Below are 18275 nucleotides of genomic sequence, written 5' to 3' on the forward strand. Positions count from 1 at the left end.
ACCCAGGCGCCGCGTCGCCGTACCGTCAAAAGCTCAATCACGACCAGCAAGGGGGCGACCACGATGAGCAGCGAGACCCTCCACACCAAGACCCAACAGCCCGTCGAGTCCGAGCGGGGCCTGCTGATGGTCCTCCTGGTGATGGTGCTGCTCGGCGTGGCCGGCGTGTTCCTGGTCTCCTAGGTGTGCGGCACCCGCTCGGCCGGGATCACGCCGAGGCGGCCAGCCTGGTAGTCGTCGAATGCCTGCATGAGCTCCTGGCGGGTGTTCATCACGAACGGGCCGTAGTGCGCCACCGGCTCCCGGATCGGCTTGCCGCCCATGATGTACAGGTCGAGCGCCTCCCGCGGCCCGGCGGTGACCCGCATGGCGTCACCACCGCCGTGTACCGCGAGCTGCCCGGTCTCGACCGGGCGGCCGTCGGCACCGACCGTCCCCTTGCCCGCGAGCACGTACACCAGCGCGTTGTAGTCCGGCCGCCAGGGCAGGTCGAGCGCGGCACCGGGCTGGAGCGTGACGTGCGCGATCGTGATCGGGGTGTGCGTGGAGCCGGGGCCGGTCACGCCGGCCAGCTCGCCCGCGATGACGCGGATCAGCGCGCCGCCGTCGGGTGTGGTCAGCAGGCCGGACTGCTTGCCGCGGATGTCCTGGTAGCGGGGCGGGCTCATCTTCTTGGCGCGGGGCAGGTTGACCCAGAGCTGGAGACCGTGGAAGAGACCGCCGCTCACGACCAGGTGCTCCGGCGGCTTCTCGATGTGCAGGATGCCGGCGCCGGCGGTCATCCACTGGGTGTCGCCGTTGGTGATCGTGCCACCGCCGCCGTTGGAGTCCTGGTGGTCGAAGACGCCGTCGATGATGTACGTGACGGTCTCGAAGCCCCGGTGCGGGTGCCAAGGGGTGCCCTTCGGCTCGCCGGGGGCGTAGTCGACCTCGCCCATCTGGTCGAGGTGGATGAAGGGGTCCAGCTCGCTCAGCGGTACACCGGCGAAGGCCCGGCGGACGGGGAAGCCCTCGCCTTCGAAGCCGCTGGGCGCGGTGATCATGTGGCGGACCGGCCGGTAGGCCGTGGCCGCGGGGTCTAGTTTCGGCAGGCGTGGAAGGACGAGGACGTCGTCCACGGTGACGGCTGGCATGTCAGTTCTCTTTTCCTGGTGCGGACCTCAACCGTTCACCCAACCGGCTGAAGATCTTGGCGAGGTGGGCGACGTCGGTATCGTCGAGGTCGTCCATGAAGTGGGCGCGCACCGACGTGAGGTGGTGCGGCGCGGCCGCGCGCAGCACGCGCAGGCCCTCGGCCGTCAGGACGGCCTCGCTACCCCGGCGATCGGCGGGGCACGCTTCGCGGGCCACGAGCCCGCGCTTTTCCATCGAGCCGATCTGGTACGTCAGACGGCTGGGCGAGAACACCAGGCGGCTCGCCAGCTCGCCCATGCGCAGCCGGCGACCGGGCGCCTCGGATAGCAGCACGAGCACGTGGTAGTCGGCGAACGTCAGGCCGCTGTCGTTGCGCAGGTCCTCTTCGAGCCGGGTCATCAGCAGCTGGCTGGATTCGATGTAGGCGCGCCAGCCAGCCAGCTGGGTCTCGGTGAACGGCTCGGCCATGCCCCGAGAGTACTTCAAATTTTAATGAGCTACCAGCTCTGGTCGACCTCGGTGGCGCCGGTGAGCCGCAGCTTGCGCTGAGCCCGCTGGTAAAAGGTGGTGTGGCCGAGGCGTACCACGTTGGCGGCCGCCGGCACCGCGGTGACCTCCAGCACGTCGCCCGGGCCCAACTCGCCCACGACCGCGCCGTCCGCCTCGATGCCGATGGCGCCGCTCGCCGGCAGCACCTTGAGCGCCACCTTCTCGCCCTCCGAGAGCACCAGCGACCGGTTGTACGCCGAGTGCGGCGCCACTGGCGTCACCACCAGCCCCTGGGTGCGCGGCGACACGATCGGGCCACCCGCCGAGAAGCTGTACGCGGTCGACCCGGTCGGCGTGGCCACGATCAGCGCGTCGGCGACGTAGTGGATGAAGGGGCACCCCTCGACGTACAACGCGATAGCCGCCATCGGCCCGCCGGGCCGGCGGACGAGCGCGACCTCGTTGAAGCCGACGGTCTCCTGGCCCTTGAAGGTGGAGCGCACCGCCGAGCGCGCCTCGACCGCGAACTTCTTGTCGTCGATCGCGGACAGCGCGCTGGGCAGCTGCGGCACGTCGATCTCCGCCAGAAAGCCGAGCCGGCCCAGGTTGACACCGAGCACGGGTGCGCGGGCGCCGCGGGCCAGCCGCATGGAGCGCAGCATGGTGCCGTCGCCGCCGAGGCTGACGATGAGGTCGGACTGGTGCGCCAGTTCGTCGGCCGGTACGGGGACGGCGCCGTCGGTGCGCGCCACCTCCTCCGGAAGGCCGAGCAGCTTCGCCTGCCGGCCGCGGACCCAGGTCGCGATGGTCGACATGGCGGCGCGGCTGTCCCGCTCCGGATGCAGCACGAGGCCAACCGTGTGGATCATCGCCGTGTCCGAGAAATCACGGACAAACGGTATCAGCGACGCTCTCGGGGGAGCGGGGGCGAAATAGTGCCTCATCGCGCGGGAGTACGTTATGCGAGTCCCTTCCGATCAAATGGGCGGTTCGCCAATTTGAGGGCTACCGCTCGACAACTGGTAGGAGCCGTGGCCGCCCTGGACGGCGGACGACCTGGATTCCGGTTTGGGTTACTGTTCGAACCCGTGGATGATCTGGACCTTGTCGACTGGCGCGAACAGGTAACCCGGATGTACCTCTCGGACCTCGACCTCGCCGGCTTCCGAGCCGCGCGCGATCTGCTGTTTGCCGGTCACCCGCAGTCACCGATCCCTCTCCACTCGCGTGACGCCTTCGGCGGTCTCCGGTACTTCCCGGCCTCCGAGTCGGCCGTCGTCGACGTACCGATCCGGCCGGCGCGCGGCACGATGGAGATCGACACCGGCGGGCCGGACGGCGTCGTGCGGTACCGCCGCGTGGCAATCGCCGAGACCCTCTGGGGACCGCTGACCCTGTGGTGGATCGAGGCGTATGGCGGCGGCCTGTTCCTGCCGTTCCGTGATGGAACATATCGTGACGAAACATACGGCGGCGGGCGATACCTGACCGACACCGTCAAGGGCACGTTCGGGCGCGGGCTCAGCGTGCTGCCTGGGGCGCGCGTGCGGCTCGACTTCAACTACGCGTACAACCCGAGCTGCGCGTACTCCGAGCAGTGGCTGTGCCCGCTCGCACCGGAGGAGAACCGGCTCGCCGGCCCGATCCGGGCCGGCGAGCTGCGCTATCTCACGGATTAGCCGCCTGCCAGGTCATCCTGGTCAGGAGCTGGCGGGCCTGGTCGGAGTGCTCGGCGTCGACCATGATCGCGTACTGGGACGCCTGCAACGAGCTGGCCGAGGTGAAGTCGCGCCGGCCCCCGGTCAGCGCGTGCGCCACCCCGCCGAACACAGCACCCCAGAACGCGCCGATCAGCAGGCCGGCGAGGATCACGCCCACCCAGCTCGACGTGCTGAAGAGCCCGAAGAGCAGCCCGATGAACAGGCCGAACCAGGCGCCGCTGGCCGCGCCGGCGAGCGCCGCACGCCAGGTCGTCAGCCGGCCCAGTACGTTTTCGACCAGGCGCAGGTCGGTGCCCACGATCGCGGTGCGCTCGACCGGGAACTCGTTGTCGGACAGGTAGTCGACCGCGCGCTGCGCGGAGGCGTAGTCGGCGTACGTCGCGACGGAGACGGTTGGCCGGATGGCGTCCTCGGGCCCGGCGCGATCGGGCGTGGCGGGAAATCCGCTAGGTGATGGCGGTATCTGTCCAGTAGTCACTTTTGCCTCCTCCGATCCAACCTTGCCGAATTCCCCGCCGGCTGTCCGGGCAAACGGTGAGATCGGCCCGGGTTACCGTGGCGCCATGCCGCCCTTGCTCGCTATCGCCCACCGTGCGGGAAACGACGTCGCCGGACTGCGCGCCGCCCTGGACGCGGGCGTCGACCTCGTCGAGGCCGACGTGCACCTCTTCCGGGGCGCGCTGGAGATCAGGCACCGCAAGGCGCTCGGGCCACACCTGCTGTGGGACAAGTGGGAGCTGGTGCGCCGGCGCACCATCGTGCTGCCCGAGCTGTCCGACGTGCTCGACGCGGCCGCCGGGGATCCCCGCCTGATGCTCGACCTGAAGGGGCCGGCCGCGGCGGTCGCCCCGCAGGCCGCCGCGCTGCTGCGCGGTCGGATGCCGGAGGCGGCGGTCACGGTGTGCACGAAGCACTGGCGGATGCTGGACTCGTTCGAACCGCCGGTGCGCCGGGTGCTGTCGGCCAGCAACCGGCCCGCGCTCGGGCGGCTCCTTCGGCGGCTGCGCCGGCAGCCCGAGTACGGCGTGTCGATCCGTCTCGGCTTGCTGACCCCGCCGGTGGTCGCCGAGCTGCGCAGATACGTCGACCAGGTCATGGTCTGGCCCGTCGACACACAGGCGGCCCTGTCACACGCCCGCGCCTTGGGCGTGACTGCGGTGATAAGCAAGGACCTCGCCCTACTGGGCGAGGTCCTCCGGTCCCGCTGACCGCTTTACTAGCGGATCAAGATGCCTACCGCGTCGTAGGCGTGCCAGGAGCCTGCCGGCTTGTCGATGGTCACGCTGTTTTCGCCGGCCACCAGGGCCGTCCTCGGGAGCGCGAGCTCGACATACGAAGGCTTGAGGACGGTACCGGGGAGCGTCGCGTCACCCTCCAGCGAACCACGGGTGGCGCCCCTTTCCAGCGCCACGTCGCGCACCGGTGTCCCGTTGAGCCCGATCGTCACCGTGCCCGGGTTGGTCGCGTGGCTGTCGATCAGCCAGATCGCCAGCCAAGGGTCGGCGGCCGGGAGGGCGTCCAGCCCGAAGTGCAGCGTGAACCGGTGGGCCTTGCGCCCGGCCCAGGTGTCGGCCGGGCCCGGGTGCAGGTACGCCCAGTCGGTCCCTGGGGCGTCTACGCCGTACGTGAAGTCGACGTCGTTGGGGAACCGCGTCGGGAACTGCGCGTACCCGTTCGGCGCGAGCGCCAGCTCCAGGCTCTTGTGGTCGAAGGTCCCCACCGTCGCGATCGGACGGCCGCTCACCGCCACCGACTCGACGCTGGTGCCTTTCACAAAATCGGACGGGCGGCTGCGGCGTCCGGCGGCGTCGACCGTCACGACCCGGTACCGGACGGTGCGAGCCCGCCCACCGAGCCCACCGTGGACGAAGGTGGCGTAGACGGTCTTGGCGATCAGCGCCTCGTCAGCGCCGTCGACAGACGCGTAGATGGCGTAGTGGTCGACGAGCGGGTGGTACGCCTCGCCCTCCCAGGAGAGCCGGATGCGGCCGAGCTCTCCGGTGGCGCGCAGGCGGCGCACGACGTCGGGCATGGTCACACCTCTCGGTTCAGGGCGGGCCGGCCGGCTTCGGTGACGAACCGCGCCGCCGTGGCGATGGGTGCGCCGGGCCGGGTGACGTACGGGACGGTCTTGAACTCGCTGGTCAGCTCAGTCGGGGTGAGTCGCCCGGTCAGGTAACCGCGCCGGGCGTTGTACAGCTTGACGTGCGGGTTGCTGAGCCACAGTGGCCCGAAGCTGTCGGTCTCGGCACCGTCCCCGTCGGACCCGATCGAACCGCCCACCAGCTCGACACCCAGCGTCGCCGAGCCGGGATCGCGCCAGTCCGTCTTGAGTTCGGCGGCCACGTGGCGGTGGATGTCGCCGCTCAGCACCACCGGGGTCGCCGACGAGCGCCGCAGAGCGGCGAAGAGCCGGTCACGGTTGGCTGGGAACCCGTCCCACATGTCGTTGCTGTACAGCTCGCCGGGGCCGGTGTCGCGGTCGATCTGCGCCATCACCACACCCGTGGAGAGCAGGTTCCAGGTGGCGCGGGTGCGGGCGATCCCCTCGTACAGCCAGCGCTCCTGCCGGCTGCCGAGGATCGTGCGTTCGGGGTTGTGGCGTTCGGGGGAATTGTCGATGACCGCGCCGGCCGGGTAGGTGTCGCGGTACTGCCGGTTGTCGAGCATGGTGAACTCGGCCAGCCGGCCCCAGCCCAGCCGCTGGTACAGGGCCATGCTCGGACCGTCCGGAAGGGACACCGCCCGCAGCGGCAGGTGTTCGTAGAACGCCCGGTACGCGACCGCACGCCGGCGCAGGAAGTCGGCGGGCGTGATGCCGGTCTCGGACCACTCGTCGGCGTAGTTGTTCTGCACCTCGTGGTCGTCGGTGGTGACCAGCCACGGCACGTGCGCGTGGATCGCCTGGAGGTGGGGGTCGGTCTTGAACAGCGCGTACCGCAGCCGGTACTGCTCCAGCGTCACGGTCTCGGTGTTGTGCTCGGGGGCCGGCATCGGCACGCCCAGCCGCCACAGGTTGTTCGCGTTGATCGCGTACTCGTAGATGTAGTCCCCGAGGAAGAACAGCACGTCGAGGTCTTCGGCCGCCATGTGCTCGTACGCGGTGAAGTGGCCGTGGTACCACGCCTGGCAGGAGGCGGTGGCGAAGCGCAGCTCGGTGGGGTTGTCGCGGGGCGCGGGCGCGGTGCGGGTGCGCCCGACGGGGCTGATCTCGCCGCCCGCGCGGAACCGGTAGAAGTATTCGCGGTTCGGCCTCAGCCCGCGCACCTCCACGTGCACGGTGTGCGCCAGCTCGGGCGAGGCGAGCGCGTGACCGCGCGCCACGATCCGGCGAAACGCGGTGTCGTCGGCGACCTCGTAGCGCACTGTGTACGGACGGCGCGGCATACCGCCGTGGCCGTCGGCGGCGAGCGGCTCGGGTGCCAGGCGGGTCCACAGCACGACGCCGTCGGGCAGCGGGCTGCCGGACGCGACGCCGAGCGTGAACGGTGCCGGTGGCACCTTGCCGTCGTAGCCGGCGGCGGCCGGATGGCCGGTGCCGAGCACGACGGCCGCGGTGCTGACCCCGGTGAGGGCCAGGAACGACCGGCGTTCCAAGGGGATCACGGGATGCCTCCATAGGGGATGTCGACGACGGTGCCGCTGCGGCGGGCCTCCTCGGCGGCCCAGACCACCCGGTGGCCGGCAAGGCTCTGCCGCGCGTCGGAGCTGAGCAGGGTCGGGTCGCCCGTGGCCAGCGCGGCGACGAACGCGTCCGCGAGCGCGTCGTCGGCGTCCTTGTGCCCGGTCGGTGCGGCGTCCGGTCCGGCGACGTCGATCACGTCGACCTTGCCGGTGACGAAGTCGTGCACCGTCAGCCGGTGTCCGTCACCTTCGACGCAGCCGCGGCTGCCGAAGACGCGGGTCTGTCGCTGAGCCAGCGGGGTGAATGCGGTCATCGTGAAGCACGCGGTTGCCCCGGACGGGAACTCCATGTTGACCACCTGGTGGTCGACCACGTCGTTGTCGCAGGCATACACGCAGCGGCCGTACGGGCCGTCGCGGAGCGCGGCGAGCACGCCTTCGGTGGTGGTGTCGTCGGTGACGGCGCCCAGCGGCCACCGCTCGCGCTCGGGGTCACCGACGCACGAGAGGTAGAGGCGGGTCGCCGAGTACGGGCAGTCCGGCTCGACGGTGCATGTGACGCACCGGTCGCTGGCGCCGGCCGGCTGGTTGTCGGGCCGGAAGTGCGAGCGCCGCCCGAACGAGCTGACCCGGGCGGGCACCTCGCCGAGCACGTACATGATCCAGTCGATGTCGTGGCAGGACTTGGTGAGCAGCATGGGGCCGGATTCGGCCTCGCGGCGCCAGTTGCCGCGTACGAAGGAGTGCGCCTGGTGCCACCAGCCAACCGGTTCGAGATGCTGCACGCTGATGGGATCGCCGATCCGTCCAATGCGGATAATGTCGCGGATCGCACGGGTGTAGGGCGTATAACGGAGGACATGACAGACGGCGAGCATGGCCCCACCGCGCTCGACCGCCTCGACGATGCGCACGCAGTCGGCCTCGGTGGTCGCCATTGGCTTTTCCAGCAGGATGTGATAGCCGAGGTCGGCGAAGCGTATGGCTGGCTCGGCGTGTTCGGTGTCGAGGGTCGCGATGACGATGCCGTCCGCGAGCCGCCCTGCCGCGGCCAGCTCGCGCCAGTCGGCGAAGGCGCGCTCCGGCGGTATCCCGTGCTCTGCGGCGAACCTGGCCCGCCGCAACGGATCGGCCTCGGCCACCGCGACGACGCGCGCACTGCCGGTGGCGCTGGCCCGGCGGGCGTACGCGGCGCCGCGCAGTCCCGCGCCGGCGACGGCGAGCGTCACCACGCGAAGCCTCCCGTGTCGTGTGGTCCTACAGAGTTACGCAAGGTTCTTTCGAAATAGGCTTGCATTAGAGTTCTCCCTGCGACGAGCTGTGTCAAGAGGTGCCGGTGAGCGAACGTCCACTTCATGGGGGTGACCCCTCGGTGTTACGCCGCATCAACGCGGCCGCAACCCTGCGCGCGCTGCGCGGCGCCGGGGAGCCCACCCTGACCGAGCTCGCCGGCGCCGTCGGCCTGTCCCGGCCCACCACCGAAGGCGCGCTCGTCGAACTCGCCGCGCGCGGTCTCGCGGAAGAGGTGGCGCCCCAGCAGGGCAAGCGCCTCGGGCGGCCGGCCAGGCGATACCGCTTCCGCGCCGAAGCCGGGTACGCGTTGGGCGTGGAGATAGCGACGGACCGCACGCTGCTGTTCCTGACCGACCTGGACGGGCATGTGGTCAGCGCGCACCGCGCGGCACTGGCGGACGACGCCCCCGCACGCGACCGGCTCGCCGCCGTGCGCGCGGCGGTGCGTGCCTGCATCGGCGCGGCCGGCATCGGTCGCAAACAGCTATGGGCGGTCGCCGCCGGCACGCCCGGCGTCATCGACGCCGAGGGGACCATCGCGTACTGCAGGGTGGTGCCCGAATGGCAGGGCTTCGAACTGGGCCGCGAGATGGGTCGATCGTTCGCCTGCCCCGTCGTCGTGGAGAACGACGCCAACCTGGCCGCGGTGGCCGAGCGCTGGCGTGGTGCCGCCTGCGACGTCGACGACGTCGTCTACGTGCTCGCCGGCCCGCACACCGGCGCGGGAGTACTGATCGGTGGCCGGCTCCACCGAGGCAGGTGGGGCGCGGCGGGCGAGGTCGGCGTGCTGCCCGTGCTCGGCCTGCGCGACACGGCGGCGGTGCGGGAACGCACTGGCGTCAACGCGCTGGCGGCCCGCATGGCGCCCGGCGTGGCGGCGATGGTGCTCGCCTTCGACCCGGAGATGGTGGTGGTCGGCGGGCCGCTCACGCTGGCGGGCGGCGACCTGGCGGGCGCGCTCGCCCGGCACGTGCCGCCGCTGTGCCTCAGCCCGACCCGGATCGCCGCCTCCGAACTGGGTGACGAGTCGGTGGCGCTCGGCGCCGTCCGGCTCGCCCTCGACCGCATCGAAACCGACCTGATGCGGGTCGATTGACCTGGGTTTCTACGGTGGGCCGGTGACCTTCGCGGACTGGATCACCTCCGACAGCTGGATGGACTACCGGCAGCAGCAGGCGCTGCGGAACCTCGACGACGAGGTGGCCTCGCTCAACTCGACGATCTCCCGGCAGTACCAGGAGAGCAGCCGGTTGCGGTCCGAGCTGAGCAGCCTGCGCGGCTCGGTGGAGGAGCGGCTCACCCGGCTGACACGCGCGTTCGACGCGTTCGTGGAGCTGAGCGACCTGCGGATGGTCCTGGCACTGTTCGACCCGCCGGCCCTGGTGCGGCATCGCGCCCGCACGGTCATCGCCGCGTCCAGCGAGGGCGCCGAGGCCGGCGCCGCGGCGTTCGACGACGTGCCCGGGTACTGGTTGGCACCGGCCACCAAGGCGCTGGTGGCTCTGCTGCGCGGGGAAAGTGCCGGCGAGCACCTGGCGCTGGCCGAGGAGCGTGACGCCGGGCGTACCGCGCTGCTGCTCGCCGTCGCGACGACGGTGGCTGGCCGTGCCGACCTCGGTGTCGAGTGGCTGCCGCGTGCCCTGGGGTCGCTGCCGGCCGGAGCACGGGTCAGCCGCGCCCAACGGACACTGTGGATGGAGGCGGCGGCCGGCACGTTCGGCTCGGCTGGCCGGGACGTGCTTGCGGGACGGCTCACCGAGCTCGTCGACGGGTTGCCGCCGGAGCGGTCGCATCTGGTGGCCGAGGCCTGGCGGCGCCGCGTGGACGGCATCCCCGCCGTCGCGCCCAGGTCACCGTCCACACTGGAGCGCCTGCCCGATATGGCAGGATCGCTCGCGTCGGGCATCCGTCTCGAACGCCTACGCGAGCTGTGTGCGGCCGGCGCTTCGCACGGGGAGGGGGCGCGGCAGGAGAAGTCGCAGGAACTCACCGACGTACTGCGCGGGCTCGTCGACGAGGGCAGCGCGGAGGAGGCCCCGCTGCTGCGCCGGGCCGCCGAGCTGCGCGCCGTCATCGAAGACCGGCCCGTGCCGGAAGCCTGGAACGTGCCGCTCGCGCCGCCACTGGAACTGCTGGAGGAAGACGCGTTCCGCGCCGACGGTTCGCCGCTGGCCCGGATCGCCCGCACGGCCGGCGCCCGGTGGCTGCTGCTGGCCGGCGAACGACTGGCGGCCGCCGCGGCGGCCGACCCGCCGGCACAGGCCACCGCGTCGGTCGAGCACGTCTCCGTCCGGATACGCGTCGACGGCGCGGACCAGGACGATCTGGCCGGCGCCCTGCGAAACGTCGAGGCCCGCTATCCGGACGAGCCGGTCCCGGCGAAGGCCACCATCGCGACGCTCGTGGTGGGCGGCTTGCTGTGCCTCCCGGTGGTCGCGTGGCCGAACGCGCTGGCCGTCCTGAGCGTCCTGGCCGGACTGGTCGTCGTGGCGGTCGGCGGCAGGCGCTGGTGGCGCGAGGCGCAGAACCGTGCGCACCGGCGCGACACCCGCACCGCGGCGCTGGAGCGGGTGCGGCGCCGCACCGACGAGGCCGTGGCGGAGCTTGGTGGTCTGCGCGAGTCGATGGCCAGCACCGGCCGGCGCGCCGCCGACGACCTCACGGCCCTCCGGACCGCCCTCAGCTGACGGGGATGCGGTGGGCGGCCACCAGGGCGTCCGGGCGCTCGCGGAACGGGCCGGCCCAGTCGCTCAGGTACCGCTCGGCGAACGTGACGCCGGTGCGTATCACCTCATCCAGCGGGTCGAGCAGGTCCGGCCCCTCCGCGCTGTCGATGCCGGCGTCGACCCGCGCCCACAGGCCCTGGCGCGCCAAGCCGAGCAGCGCCTCCACCAGCGAGCCCACCGGGTGGCGGCCGGCGAGCGCGTCGAGCCCCTTGGCGGCCACGTCGCCGGTGGCGCGGGCCAGGTCGGCAGCGGTGAGGTCGCTGAGCAGCGCCAGCGCGGCACGGCGGGACGGCGCGTGGTACGCCAGCCCGACCACCAGCGCCGGTCCCGCCGCGAACGCGGGCCAGCCCAACCCGTCGAACGCGCGCATCTCCAAGGTGTTGCGGGCCCGCACCTGCGGCCAGACCTGACTCAGGTGCGCCCGCCAGTCGCCGAGCGCCGGCCGCGTGCCATCGCCGAAACCGTCGCGCATCAGCTCGGCGAACGTCCGGTCGGGAGCCGCCGTGTACCCGCCGTTCGTGCGGCGGTAGATCATCGGCAGGTCGAGCGCCCAGCGCAGTACGTCCTCAGTGGACACATCTGGCGCCGTCGTGAAACCGAGCACCCCGCAGCGGGCCGGATCCACCCGATCCCACATGCGCATCCGGTGCGAGAGCACGCCCGCCGGCTGGCCGTCGTCGAGGGGTGAGTTGACGAACAACGCGGCCGCGATCGGTGCGACCTTCGCCAGCAGCCGCAGCTTCTCACAGAAGTCGACTGGCGACAGGAAGTCCACCGTGGTCTGCGTCGACAGGGTCAGTCCCATGACCCGCTCGGCGTACGACGCGGGCGGGCCGAGCCGGTGAAAGTAGTCACGCATGATGCCGATGCGGGGCTTCGGCGCCCAGGGGATGCCGTCCGGAGGCGGGAACGGCAGCAGCGCGCCCGGCAGGATCGACAATCCCAGCCCGCGAGCGGCGAACGTGACCGCGAGCATGTCGCGACGAGCCGCGCCAACCAGGTCCGTAAGCGAGCGGAACGGCGCCGACGAGTACTCGATCGCGCCACCCAGCTCCAGCGACACCTGCGCGCCACCGGGCAGCTCGACACCGACCAGTGCGGCGCCCTCCTCGATTGGCGTGCCGTCCAGCTCGTGCCGGAGGGCGTCCAGGAAACCGCGCGCGTGGTGGTACCCGACGTTCTGCCCCGTGCGTGGGTCGACCAGGCCGCACTCCAGCTCCAGGCCGATGCGCTCCTCTCTGGCGGGGGTGAAGAGGGTGGCGAGGTCAGCGCGGGTCAGCTCAGGCTCGTCACGCATAGCAACGACATGACCACACTCTGGTGGCCTGCCGCAAGGGTTCCGGCACGCCGCATGCGGCGCGATCATGCTGGGCGGCGCCAGTTCGAGGGCGGCGGCGTCAGAAGCGGGATGGGTCGGTGTTGGCGCCGCATAGGACGAGCGCGACGCGCTCGCCCTCGGCGGGCGTGTACGCGCTGGTCAGGAGGGCGGCGTAGGCGGCGGCGGTGCCGTGTTCGACGAGGACGCGGTATCGGTCCCACAGGGCGCGCCGGGCCGCCACGATGTCGTCGTCGCCGACCAGCACACCGCGTACGCCGGTGCGGACGGCCACCTCGTACGCGATCGCGCCCACGCGGCGGGCGCCGAGCGAGTCGGCGGCCACCCCGGAGACTTCCACGTCGACCGGGCCGCCCGCCGCCAGCGCGGAGTGCAGCGTCGGGCAGGTCTCGGGCTCGACGGCGATCACTCGGGCGCGCCCCTCCAGTGCAGCGGCGACGCCGGCCATCAGACCGCCGCCGCCGACCGCGATCAGCACCGTGTCCACATCGGGCACCTGCTCCAGCAGCTCCAGCCCGAGTGTTGCCTGGCCGGCGCACACCTCGGCCTGGTCGTACGGGTGGCAGAAGAGGGCACCGGTGTCGGCGGCGCGCTTGGCGGCCGCCTCGTACGCCTCGGCGTACTCGCTGCCATGCTGGACGACGACGGCGCCGCGCCGGTGCAGCGCCTCGACCTTGACGGAGGGCGTGGTGACCGGCACGAACACCTCGGCCGGCACGCCGAGCGTCCGCGCGGCGTAGGCGACGGCGCCGCCCGCGTTGCCACCGGAGGCAGTGATCACGCCCGCTGCCGGAACGTCGCTGGCGAGGATGCGATTGAACGCGCCGCGAGCCTTGAACGAGCCGCTGTGCTGCAGGAATTCCAGCTTCAGCCAGAGCGCGCCGGGCTCCGCCTCGACCACGGGGGTGCGGCGGACCCGGCCAGCGATGCGAGTGGCCGCCACCACGGCGTCGTCACGTGTGATCACGACTGCGACACTATCGCGAGCGCCGCGAATGGCGCGGTGAGGCCGAAAAGGAGCAGGTTGACGGAGACGGCGGCGGAGATCGTGGCCAGCGGCTCCGCACCTGTACGCCCACCGGCGGGCCGGTGCGCAGCGTGGCCGGGTTCCAGATCCTGCCCGACCACGGGCTGGAGATCCTCGCAGAGGCTCAAACCGTGATCGTGCCCGGCATACACGGTGGCCCTCCGATGACCGACGGCACGATCGACCCGGCCGTGTCAGAGGCGCTCCGTGCCGCTCACGACCGCTGTGCCCGGATCGTGTCCATCTGTACCGGCGCGTTCGCAGTGGCCGCGGCGGGGCTCCTCGACGACCGGCCGGCCACCACGCGCTGGCTGCTGGGCCACCGCACCGAACGCGCCCGCACCCTCCTGGAGACGACCGACCTCGGCGTCGACCAGGTGGCTCGACGCGCTGGCTTCGGCACGGCGGCAGCGCTACGCGCCCAGTTCCAAGCGGCGCTGGGCGTCTCACCAGCCGCCTACCGCCGCACCTTCCGCGCCCCACTTTCGTAAGCGGAGGTCGTGGTCAGCAGGGCTCGGGTGTCTTCTATGGCCTCGCTCAACAGTGTGTGGAGCATCTTGTCGGGGTCTTCCACGCAGGCCTTCGCGACGCCCTCTACCGCGTACTCGACGGTCATCGGGGCGCTTCGGCGGCGGAAGGACTCCGGGGAGATCGCAATGCCCTCGGCGAAGCGGCGGGCCCAGCGGGCCGCGTGCGGCGCCCGGGCCAGCGCCTCCGTCGTGGTCTGCTCCAGGTGGCCGGGGGAACGGCCGTCAAGCTCGGCGAGGATGCGGTCGCAGGCCAGCACCGACACGGCGAGCACGTTCTGCCGTTCGGCACCCACCACGGGCAGCGCCGTGGTGGCCGCCCGCTGTGCGATGCGGGCATCGACGTGCAGGTCGTCACCGGTCAGGCCGATCACGGACGGGACGAGGGTCGCCAGCCGCTGGCGGCCGGCGTCGGTGGTGTAGTCGTTGACCAGGCGGGCGAGGCCGGCCAGCAGCGGATGCGTGCAGGCCGGGTGGTCGCTCCACGCTTCGCCGGCCAGGAACGACGCCAGCTCCATGAAGCAGGCGCCCTTGCGTGGGTTGCGGTGCTTGCCCCGAGACAGGACCGGCACCACGTCGGGGAGACGGATCTCGGCGGTCCACATAACCTCAGTGTGCCCCTTCGGCGACCCTCTGGCATCTCTTCCGTTCTACCGATCGGTAAGGGAGTATCGGGCGATGGGAGCGGTCCGGACCGTGCACGGCGCCTGCAACCTGTGTGAAGCCATTTGCGGGCTGCGTTTCGAGATTCGTGACGGGCACATCACGTCGATCACGGGTGACCCCGAGGATCCGCTGTCGCGCGGGCACATCTGCCCCAAGGCGGTCGCGCTAACCGACCTCCAGGGCGATCCCGACCGGCTGCGCAACCCGGTACGCCGCACCGCCGACGGGTGGCGGGAGATCACCTGGAACGAGGCGTACGACCTGGTGGTCGACAAGCTCGTCGAGGTGCGCGAGCGACACGGCTCCAACGCGGTCGCCGTGTACCTGGGCAACCCCAGCGTGCACAACTACGGCATCCTGACCCACGGGCGGCACTTCCTGGGCTTGTTACGCACCCGCAACCGGTACTCGGCCACCTCGGTCGACCAGCTGCCACACCAGCTCGTGGCGTACTGGATGTACGGGCACCAGCTGCTGCTGCCGATCCCCGACATCGACCGCACGAACTACTTCCTGGTCTTCGGCGCCAACCCGCTGGCCTCCAACGGCAGCCTCATGACCGTGCCGGACGTGCGGCGACGGCTGGCCGACCTGAAAGCCCGGGGCGGCAAGGTCGTCGTCTTCGACCCGCGCCGCACCGAGACCGCGACGCTGGCCGACGAGCACCACTTCATCCGGCCGGGCACCGACGCGGCACTGCTGCTCGCGCTGGTGCGCCTGGCGCTGAAGGAGGACGCCGCGGCGCAGTACGTCGATGGGCTCGACGAGGTGCGCGAGGCGGTCGCGGAGTTCACGCCAGAGCGGGCCGCGGAGGTCACCGGCGTGCCCGCTGACGCGATCGAGCGGATCGCCGCCGAGTTCGCCGCCGCCGACGGCGCGGCCTGCTACGGCCGCATCGGCGTGTCGGTACAGCGCTTCGGCGCCCTTTGCCAGTGGGCGATCCAGCTCCTCAACGTGGCCACCGGCAACCTCGACCGGCCCGGCGGCACGCTGTTCACGAAGCCCGCCGTCGACCTGATCGGCCGAAAGCTCGTCGGGCGGGGCCACTACGACAAGTTCCGCAGCCGGGTGCGGGGGCTGCCCGAGTTCGCCGGCGAGCTGCCGGTGGCGGCCCTCGCCGAGGAGATCCTCACACCGGGCGACGGCCAGATCCGGGCGCTCGTCACGGTGGCCGGCAACCCGACACTGTCCACACCGAACGGTGCCCAGCTCGACCGGGCGCTGGACCAGCTCGACTTCATGGTGTCGGTCGACTTCTACATCAACGAGACCACCCGGCACGCCGACGTGATCCTGCCGCCCACTACCGCGCTCGAACACGACCACTACGACCTGATCTTCCACACGTTCGCGGTGCGCAATACGGCGCGGTACTCGCCGCCGGTACTGCCGAAGCCGCGGGGCGCACGGGACGACTGGGAGATCTTCACCGAGCTGGCCCGGCGGTACCGCAAGCGCACCGGCGGGAAGATGACGTTCATGCGCCGCCTCCAGATGCGGATGCGCCCCCACCAGCTCGTCGCCCTCGGGTTGCGGCTCGGCCCGTACAAGGTGCGGCTGCGCACCCTGCGGCACCGGCCGTCCGGTGTGGACCTCGGCCCCCTGCGGCCGAGCCTGCCCGATGGTCTGCGCACCGCCGACAAGCGGGTGCACGCGGCACCGCCGGAGCTGGTCGCCGGGCTGCGCGAGGCCGCCGAGGAGTTGCTGGCTCCGCCCGCACCCGGCGAGCTGCGCCTGATCGGCCGCCGGCACCTGCGCAGCAACAACTCCTGGATGCACAACTACCCCCGGCTGGTGAAGGGCCGCGCGCGCCACCACCTGCTCATGCACCCCGCCGATCTGGCAGCGCGCGGGCTGACCGACGGGCAGCGGGTGCGCGTGACGTCGCGGGTCGGCGAGGTGGAGGTCGAGGTGGCGGCCACCGACGACGTCATGCCCGGCGTGGTGAGCCTGCCGCACGGCTGGGGCCACCGGCACCCGGACGTACGCCTGACGGTGGCCCGCCGTACGCCCGGAGTGAGCGTCAACGACCTCACCGACGATGCCTACCTCGACGGGCTGTCCGGCAACGCGGCCTTCAACGGCGTGCCGGTGACGGTGGCGGCCGCGCCGTCACACGCCCCGTCACACGGTGGAGAGGTTGGCTGAGCCCGTTCCATTAGGAGGGGGCATATGAGCGTCGACTTCGAGGCGATCAAGAAGAACCAGCGTGCCGGCTGGGAGACAGGCGACTACCCGCGGGTCGGCAATACCTTGCAGATCATCGCTGAGCTGCTGGTAGAGGCGGTCGACATCCACGCGGGGGAGCGGGTGCTCGACGTCGCGTGCGGCCAGGGCAACGCGGCCATCGCGGCGGCCCGGCGCTTCGCCGAGGCGACCGGCGTCGACTACGCAGCCAACCTGCTCGCGCAGGGGCGGGAGCGGGCCGCCGCCGAGCACCTGCCGGTGACGTTCGAGGAGGGGGACGCCGAGAAGCTGCCGTTCGACGACGAGTCGTTCGACGCGGTGGTGAGCACGGTCGGCGTGATGTTCGCGCCCGACCACCAGCGGGCGGCCGACGAGCTGGTCCGGGTCACGGTGCCGGGCGGGCGGATCGGGCTGGCCTGCTGGACGCCCGGCGGCATGGTCGGCCAGATGTTCAAGACCGTGAGCGGCTGGGCGCCGCCACCGGCAGGGGTGCGGCCGCCGACGCTGTGGGGCACACCGGAACACCTGAGGGAGCTGTTCGGTGATCGGGTCGAGTGGACCGGCCTGAACCGCCGCGACTACGTGTTCCGGTACCGCTCGCCCGAGCACTACTCGGAGTGGTTCCGGCGGTTCTACGGGCCGATCACGCGGCTCTCGGGGTCGCTGAGCGAGGCCGATCTCGATCGGTTCGCCGACGATCTCGCCGGGGTGGCCAGGCAGTACAACAGGGCGGACGACGGCACCGTTGTCGCGCCGTCGGAGTACCTTGAGGCGGTCGGCGTCCGGCGCGCCTGAACCTGAGGGGTGGGCGCGAATGCTCACGATCCGCCTGCTGGGAAAGCCGGCCATCGAGCGCGATGGCCGGCCCATCCGCCCGCCGCGCGGCCGGAAGGCGTGGGCGCTGCTGGCGTACACGCTGCTGTCGGACCGCCCGCCGAGCCGCCGGCAGCTCGCGGAGCTGCTGTTCGCGGACGCCGACGACCCGCTCGGTGCGCTCCGCTGGACGCTGGCCGAGCTGCGCCGGGCGCTCGGCGTCCCGGGCGCGCTGAGCGGCGACCCGGTGGTGGCGGCGCTCGGCGCCGCCGAGGTCGACGTGCTGGGCGGCGAGTCGCTGCCGGGCGCGGAGGGTGAGCTGCTCGAGGGGGTGCATCTGCCGGCCTGCCTGGAGTTCGAGTCGTGGCTACTTGTGGCGCGCCACCGGGTCGCGGCGGCCGTGGAGGCGCGGCTGCGGGAGGCGGCCGTCGCGCTCCTCGCGGGCGGCCGGGCCGCGGACGCCGTCAGGTACGCCGCCGCCGCGGTGGCCCGCCAGCCGCTCGACGAGGGCAACCACGAGCTGCTCGTGCGCTGCCTCGCGGCGGCCGGCGACGAGGCGGCGGCGCTCCAGCAGGTGGCGATCTGCGAAGACCTGTTCCGCCGGGAGTTGGGCGCGAAGCCGTCGCCGGCGGTCCGCGACGCGGCCCGCGTCGGTGTCGGCTCGGCGGCGGGGGCGCCGCTGCGCGGGCGGGCCGCGGCGGTCAGCCAGCTCGAAGCCGGCCGCGCGGCCAT

At 72.0% G+C, this 18275-nt stretch carries 18 protein-coding genes; 8 read left to right on the forward strand and 10 right to left on the reverse strand.

From position 1 onward, the window contains the following. Positions 1-179: 179 nt before the first annotated feature. From V6V89_RS28010 to V6V89_RS28020, 3 genes are read right to left on the reverse strand one after another with little or no spacing between them, the layout of a single operon-like run. Positions 180-1133: a pirin family protein gene (locus V6V89_RS28010; RefSeq protein ID WP_334622442.1), complete on the reverse strand. Its 954-nt coding sequence runs from the start codon at positions 1131-1133 to the stop codon at positions 180-182. Between the two features lies 1 nt (position 1134). Beyond that, the gene (locus tag V6V89_RS28015; RefSeq protein ID WP_334622444.1) at positions 1135-1602 is read right to left on the reverse strand and encodes a MarR family winged helix-turn-helix transcriptional regulator; all 468 of its coding nucleotides are present in this window, start codon (positions 1600-1602) and stop codon (positions 1135-1137) included. Between the two features lie 29 nt (positions 1603-1631). After that, the gene (locus tag V6V89_RS28020) at positions 1632-2492 is read right to left on the reverse strand and encodes an NAD(+)/NADH kinase (protein WP_334622446.1); all 861 of its coding nucleotides are present in this window, start codon (positions 2490-2492) and stop codon (positions 1632-1634) included. A 219-nt stretch (positions 2493-2711) separates the two neighbouring features. Here V6V89_RS28020 and V6V89_RS28025 point away from each other — a divergent pair, with 219 nt between their 5' ends. After that, positions 2712-3302, forward strand: a complete 591-nt coding sequence (locus V6V89_RS28025; protein ID WP_334622447.1) for a DUF1684 domain-containing protein — start codon at positions 2712-2714, stop codon at positions 3300-3302. Here the strand turns inward: V6V89_RS28025 and V6V89_RS28030 are convergent. Further along, positions 3292-3822: a general stress protein gene (locus V6V89_RS28030; RefSeq protein WP_334622448.1), complete on the reverse strand. Its 531-nt coding sequence runs from the start codon at positions 3820-3822 to the stop codon at positions 3292-3294. The genes V6V89_RS28025 and V6V89_RS28030 overlap by 11 nt on opposite strands. An 85-nt stretch (positions 3823-3907) precedes the next feature. On the opposite strand from V6V89_RS28030, the gene V6V89_RS28035 reads away from it, so the two are divergent. Then, positions 3908-4552 carry a glycerophosphodiester phosphodiesterase gene (locus tag V6V89_RS28035; RefSeq protein WP_334622449.1) on the forward strand — a complete coding sequence of 215 codons (645 nt, stop codon included), beginning with the start codon at positions 3908-3910 and terminating at the stop codon, positions 4550-4552. An 8-nt stretch (positions 4553-4560) separates the two neighbouring features. Here the strand turns inward: V6V89_RS28035 and V6V89_RS28040 are convergent, their stop codons facing one another. Genes V6V89_RS28040 through V6V89_RS28050 form a run of 3 tightly spaced genes read right to left on the reverse strand, consistent with a single transcriptional unit; the run spans position 4561 to position 8200 of the window. After that, the gene (locus V6V89_RS28040; protein ID WP_334622450.1) at positions 4561-5376 is read right to left on the reverse strand and encodes a polysaccharide lyase family protein; all 816 of its coding nucleotides are present in this window, start codon (positions 5374-5376) and stop codon (positions 4561-4563) included. A gap of 2 nt (positions 5377-5378) precedes the next feature. Beyond that, positions 5379-6950 (reverse strand): alkaline phosphatase D family protein, encoded by a 1572-nt coding sequence (locus V6V89_RS28045; RefSeq protein ID WP_334622451.1) that lies wholly within the window; start codon positions 6948-6950, stop codon positions 5379-5381. Continuing rightward, a complete protein-coding gene (locus V6V89_RS28050) occupies positions 6947-8200 on the reverse strand; it encodes a Gfo/Idh/MocA family protein (RefSeq protein ID WP_334622452.1) in 1254 nt (417 codons plus the stop codon). Before V6V89_RS28050 ends, V6V89_RS28045 begins: the two co-directional genes overlap by 4 nt. Before the next feature lie 104 nt (positions 8201-8304). On the opposite strand from V6V89_RS28050, the gene V6V89_RS28055 reads away from it, so the two are divergent. Both V6V89_RS28055 and V6V89_RS28060 read left to right on the forward strand, forming a co-directional pair. Continuing rightward, complete coding sequence (locus V6V89_RS28055; protein WP_334622453.1) at positions 8305-9357, forward strand: ROK family transcriptional regulator; 1053 nt, start codon at positions 8305-8307, stop codon at positions 9355-9357. A gap of 22 nt (positions 9358-9379) precedes the next feature. Beyond that, positions 9380-10948 (forward strand): hypothetical protein, encoded by a 1569-nt coding sequence (locus tag V6V89_RS28060; protein ID WP_334622454.1) that lies wholly within the window; start codon positions 9380-9382, stop codon positions 10946-10948. On the opposite strand, the gene V6V89_RS28065 is transcribed toward V6V89_RS28060, so the two are convergent. Both V6V89_RS28065 and V6V89_RS28070 read right to left on the reverse strand, forming a co-directional pair. After that, positions 10941-12284 (reverse strand): glutamate-cysteine ligase family protein, encoded by a 1344-nt coding sequence (locus V6V89_RS28065; RefSeq protein WP_334622456.1) that lies wholly within the window; start codon positions 12282-12284, stop codon positions 10941-10943. The genes V6V89_RS28060 and V6V89_RS28065 overlap by 8 nt on opposite strands. 100 nt (positions 12285-12384) lie before the next feature. After that, positions 12385-13290 carry a threonine/serine dehydratase gene (locus V6V89_RS28070; protein WP_334622457.1) on the reverse strand — a complete coding sequence of 302 codons (906 nt, stop codon included), beginning with the start codon at positions 13288-13290 and terminating at the stop codon, positions 12385-12387. 131 nt (positions 13291-13421) lie between these two features. Here V6V89_RS28070 and V6V89_RS28075 point away from each other — a divergent pair, with 131 nt between their 5' ends. Continuing rightward, positions 13422-13841: a helix-turn-helix domain-containing protein gene (locus tag V6V89_RS28075; protein WP_442935230.1), complete on the forward strand. Its 420-nt coding sequence runs from the start codon at positions 13422-13424 to the stop codon at positions 13839-13841. Here V6V89_RS28075 and V6V89_RS28080 read toward each other — a convergent pair. Then, on the reverse strand, positions 13808-14482 hold the full coding sequence (locus tag V6V89_RS28080; RefSeq protein WP_334622458.1) for a hypothetical protein: 675 nt from the start codon (positions 14480-14482) through the stop codon (positions 13808-13810). The two genes, V6V89_RS28075 and V6V89_RS28080, sit on opposite strands and share 34 nt — an antisense overlap. 73 nt (positions 14483-14555) lie before the next feature. Here V6V89_RS28080 and V6V89_RS28085 point away from each other — a divergent pair, with 73 nt between their 5' ends. The 3 genes from V6V89_RS28085 to V6V89_RS28095 all read left to right on the forward strand — a co-directional run. Then, complete coding sequence (locus V6V89_RS28085; RefSeq protein WP_334622459.1) at positions 14556-16691, forward strand: molybdopterin oxidoreductase family protein; 2136 nt, start codon at positions 14556-14558, stop codon at positions 16689-16691. 24 nt (positions 16692-16715) lie between these two features. Beyond that, positions 16716-17525, forward strand: coding sequence for a class I SAM-dependent methyltransferase (locus V6V89_RS28090; RefSeq protein ID WP_334622460.1), 810 nt, complete (start codon positions 16716-16718; stop codon positions 17523-17525). 19 nt (positions 17526-17544) lie between these two features. After that, positions 17545-18275: AfsR/SARP family transcriptional regulator (locus V6V89_RS28095; protein WP_334622461.1), on the forward strand; the 731-nt coding region annotated here is incomplete at its 3' end.

This window comes from Micromonospora sp. CPCC 206061, from assembly GCF_036906915.1.
Taxonomy (GTDB): Bacteria; Actinomycetota; Actinomycetes; order Mycobacteriales; family Micromonosporaceae; genus Phytohabitans.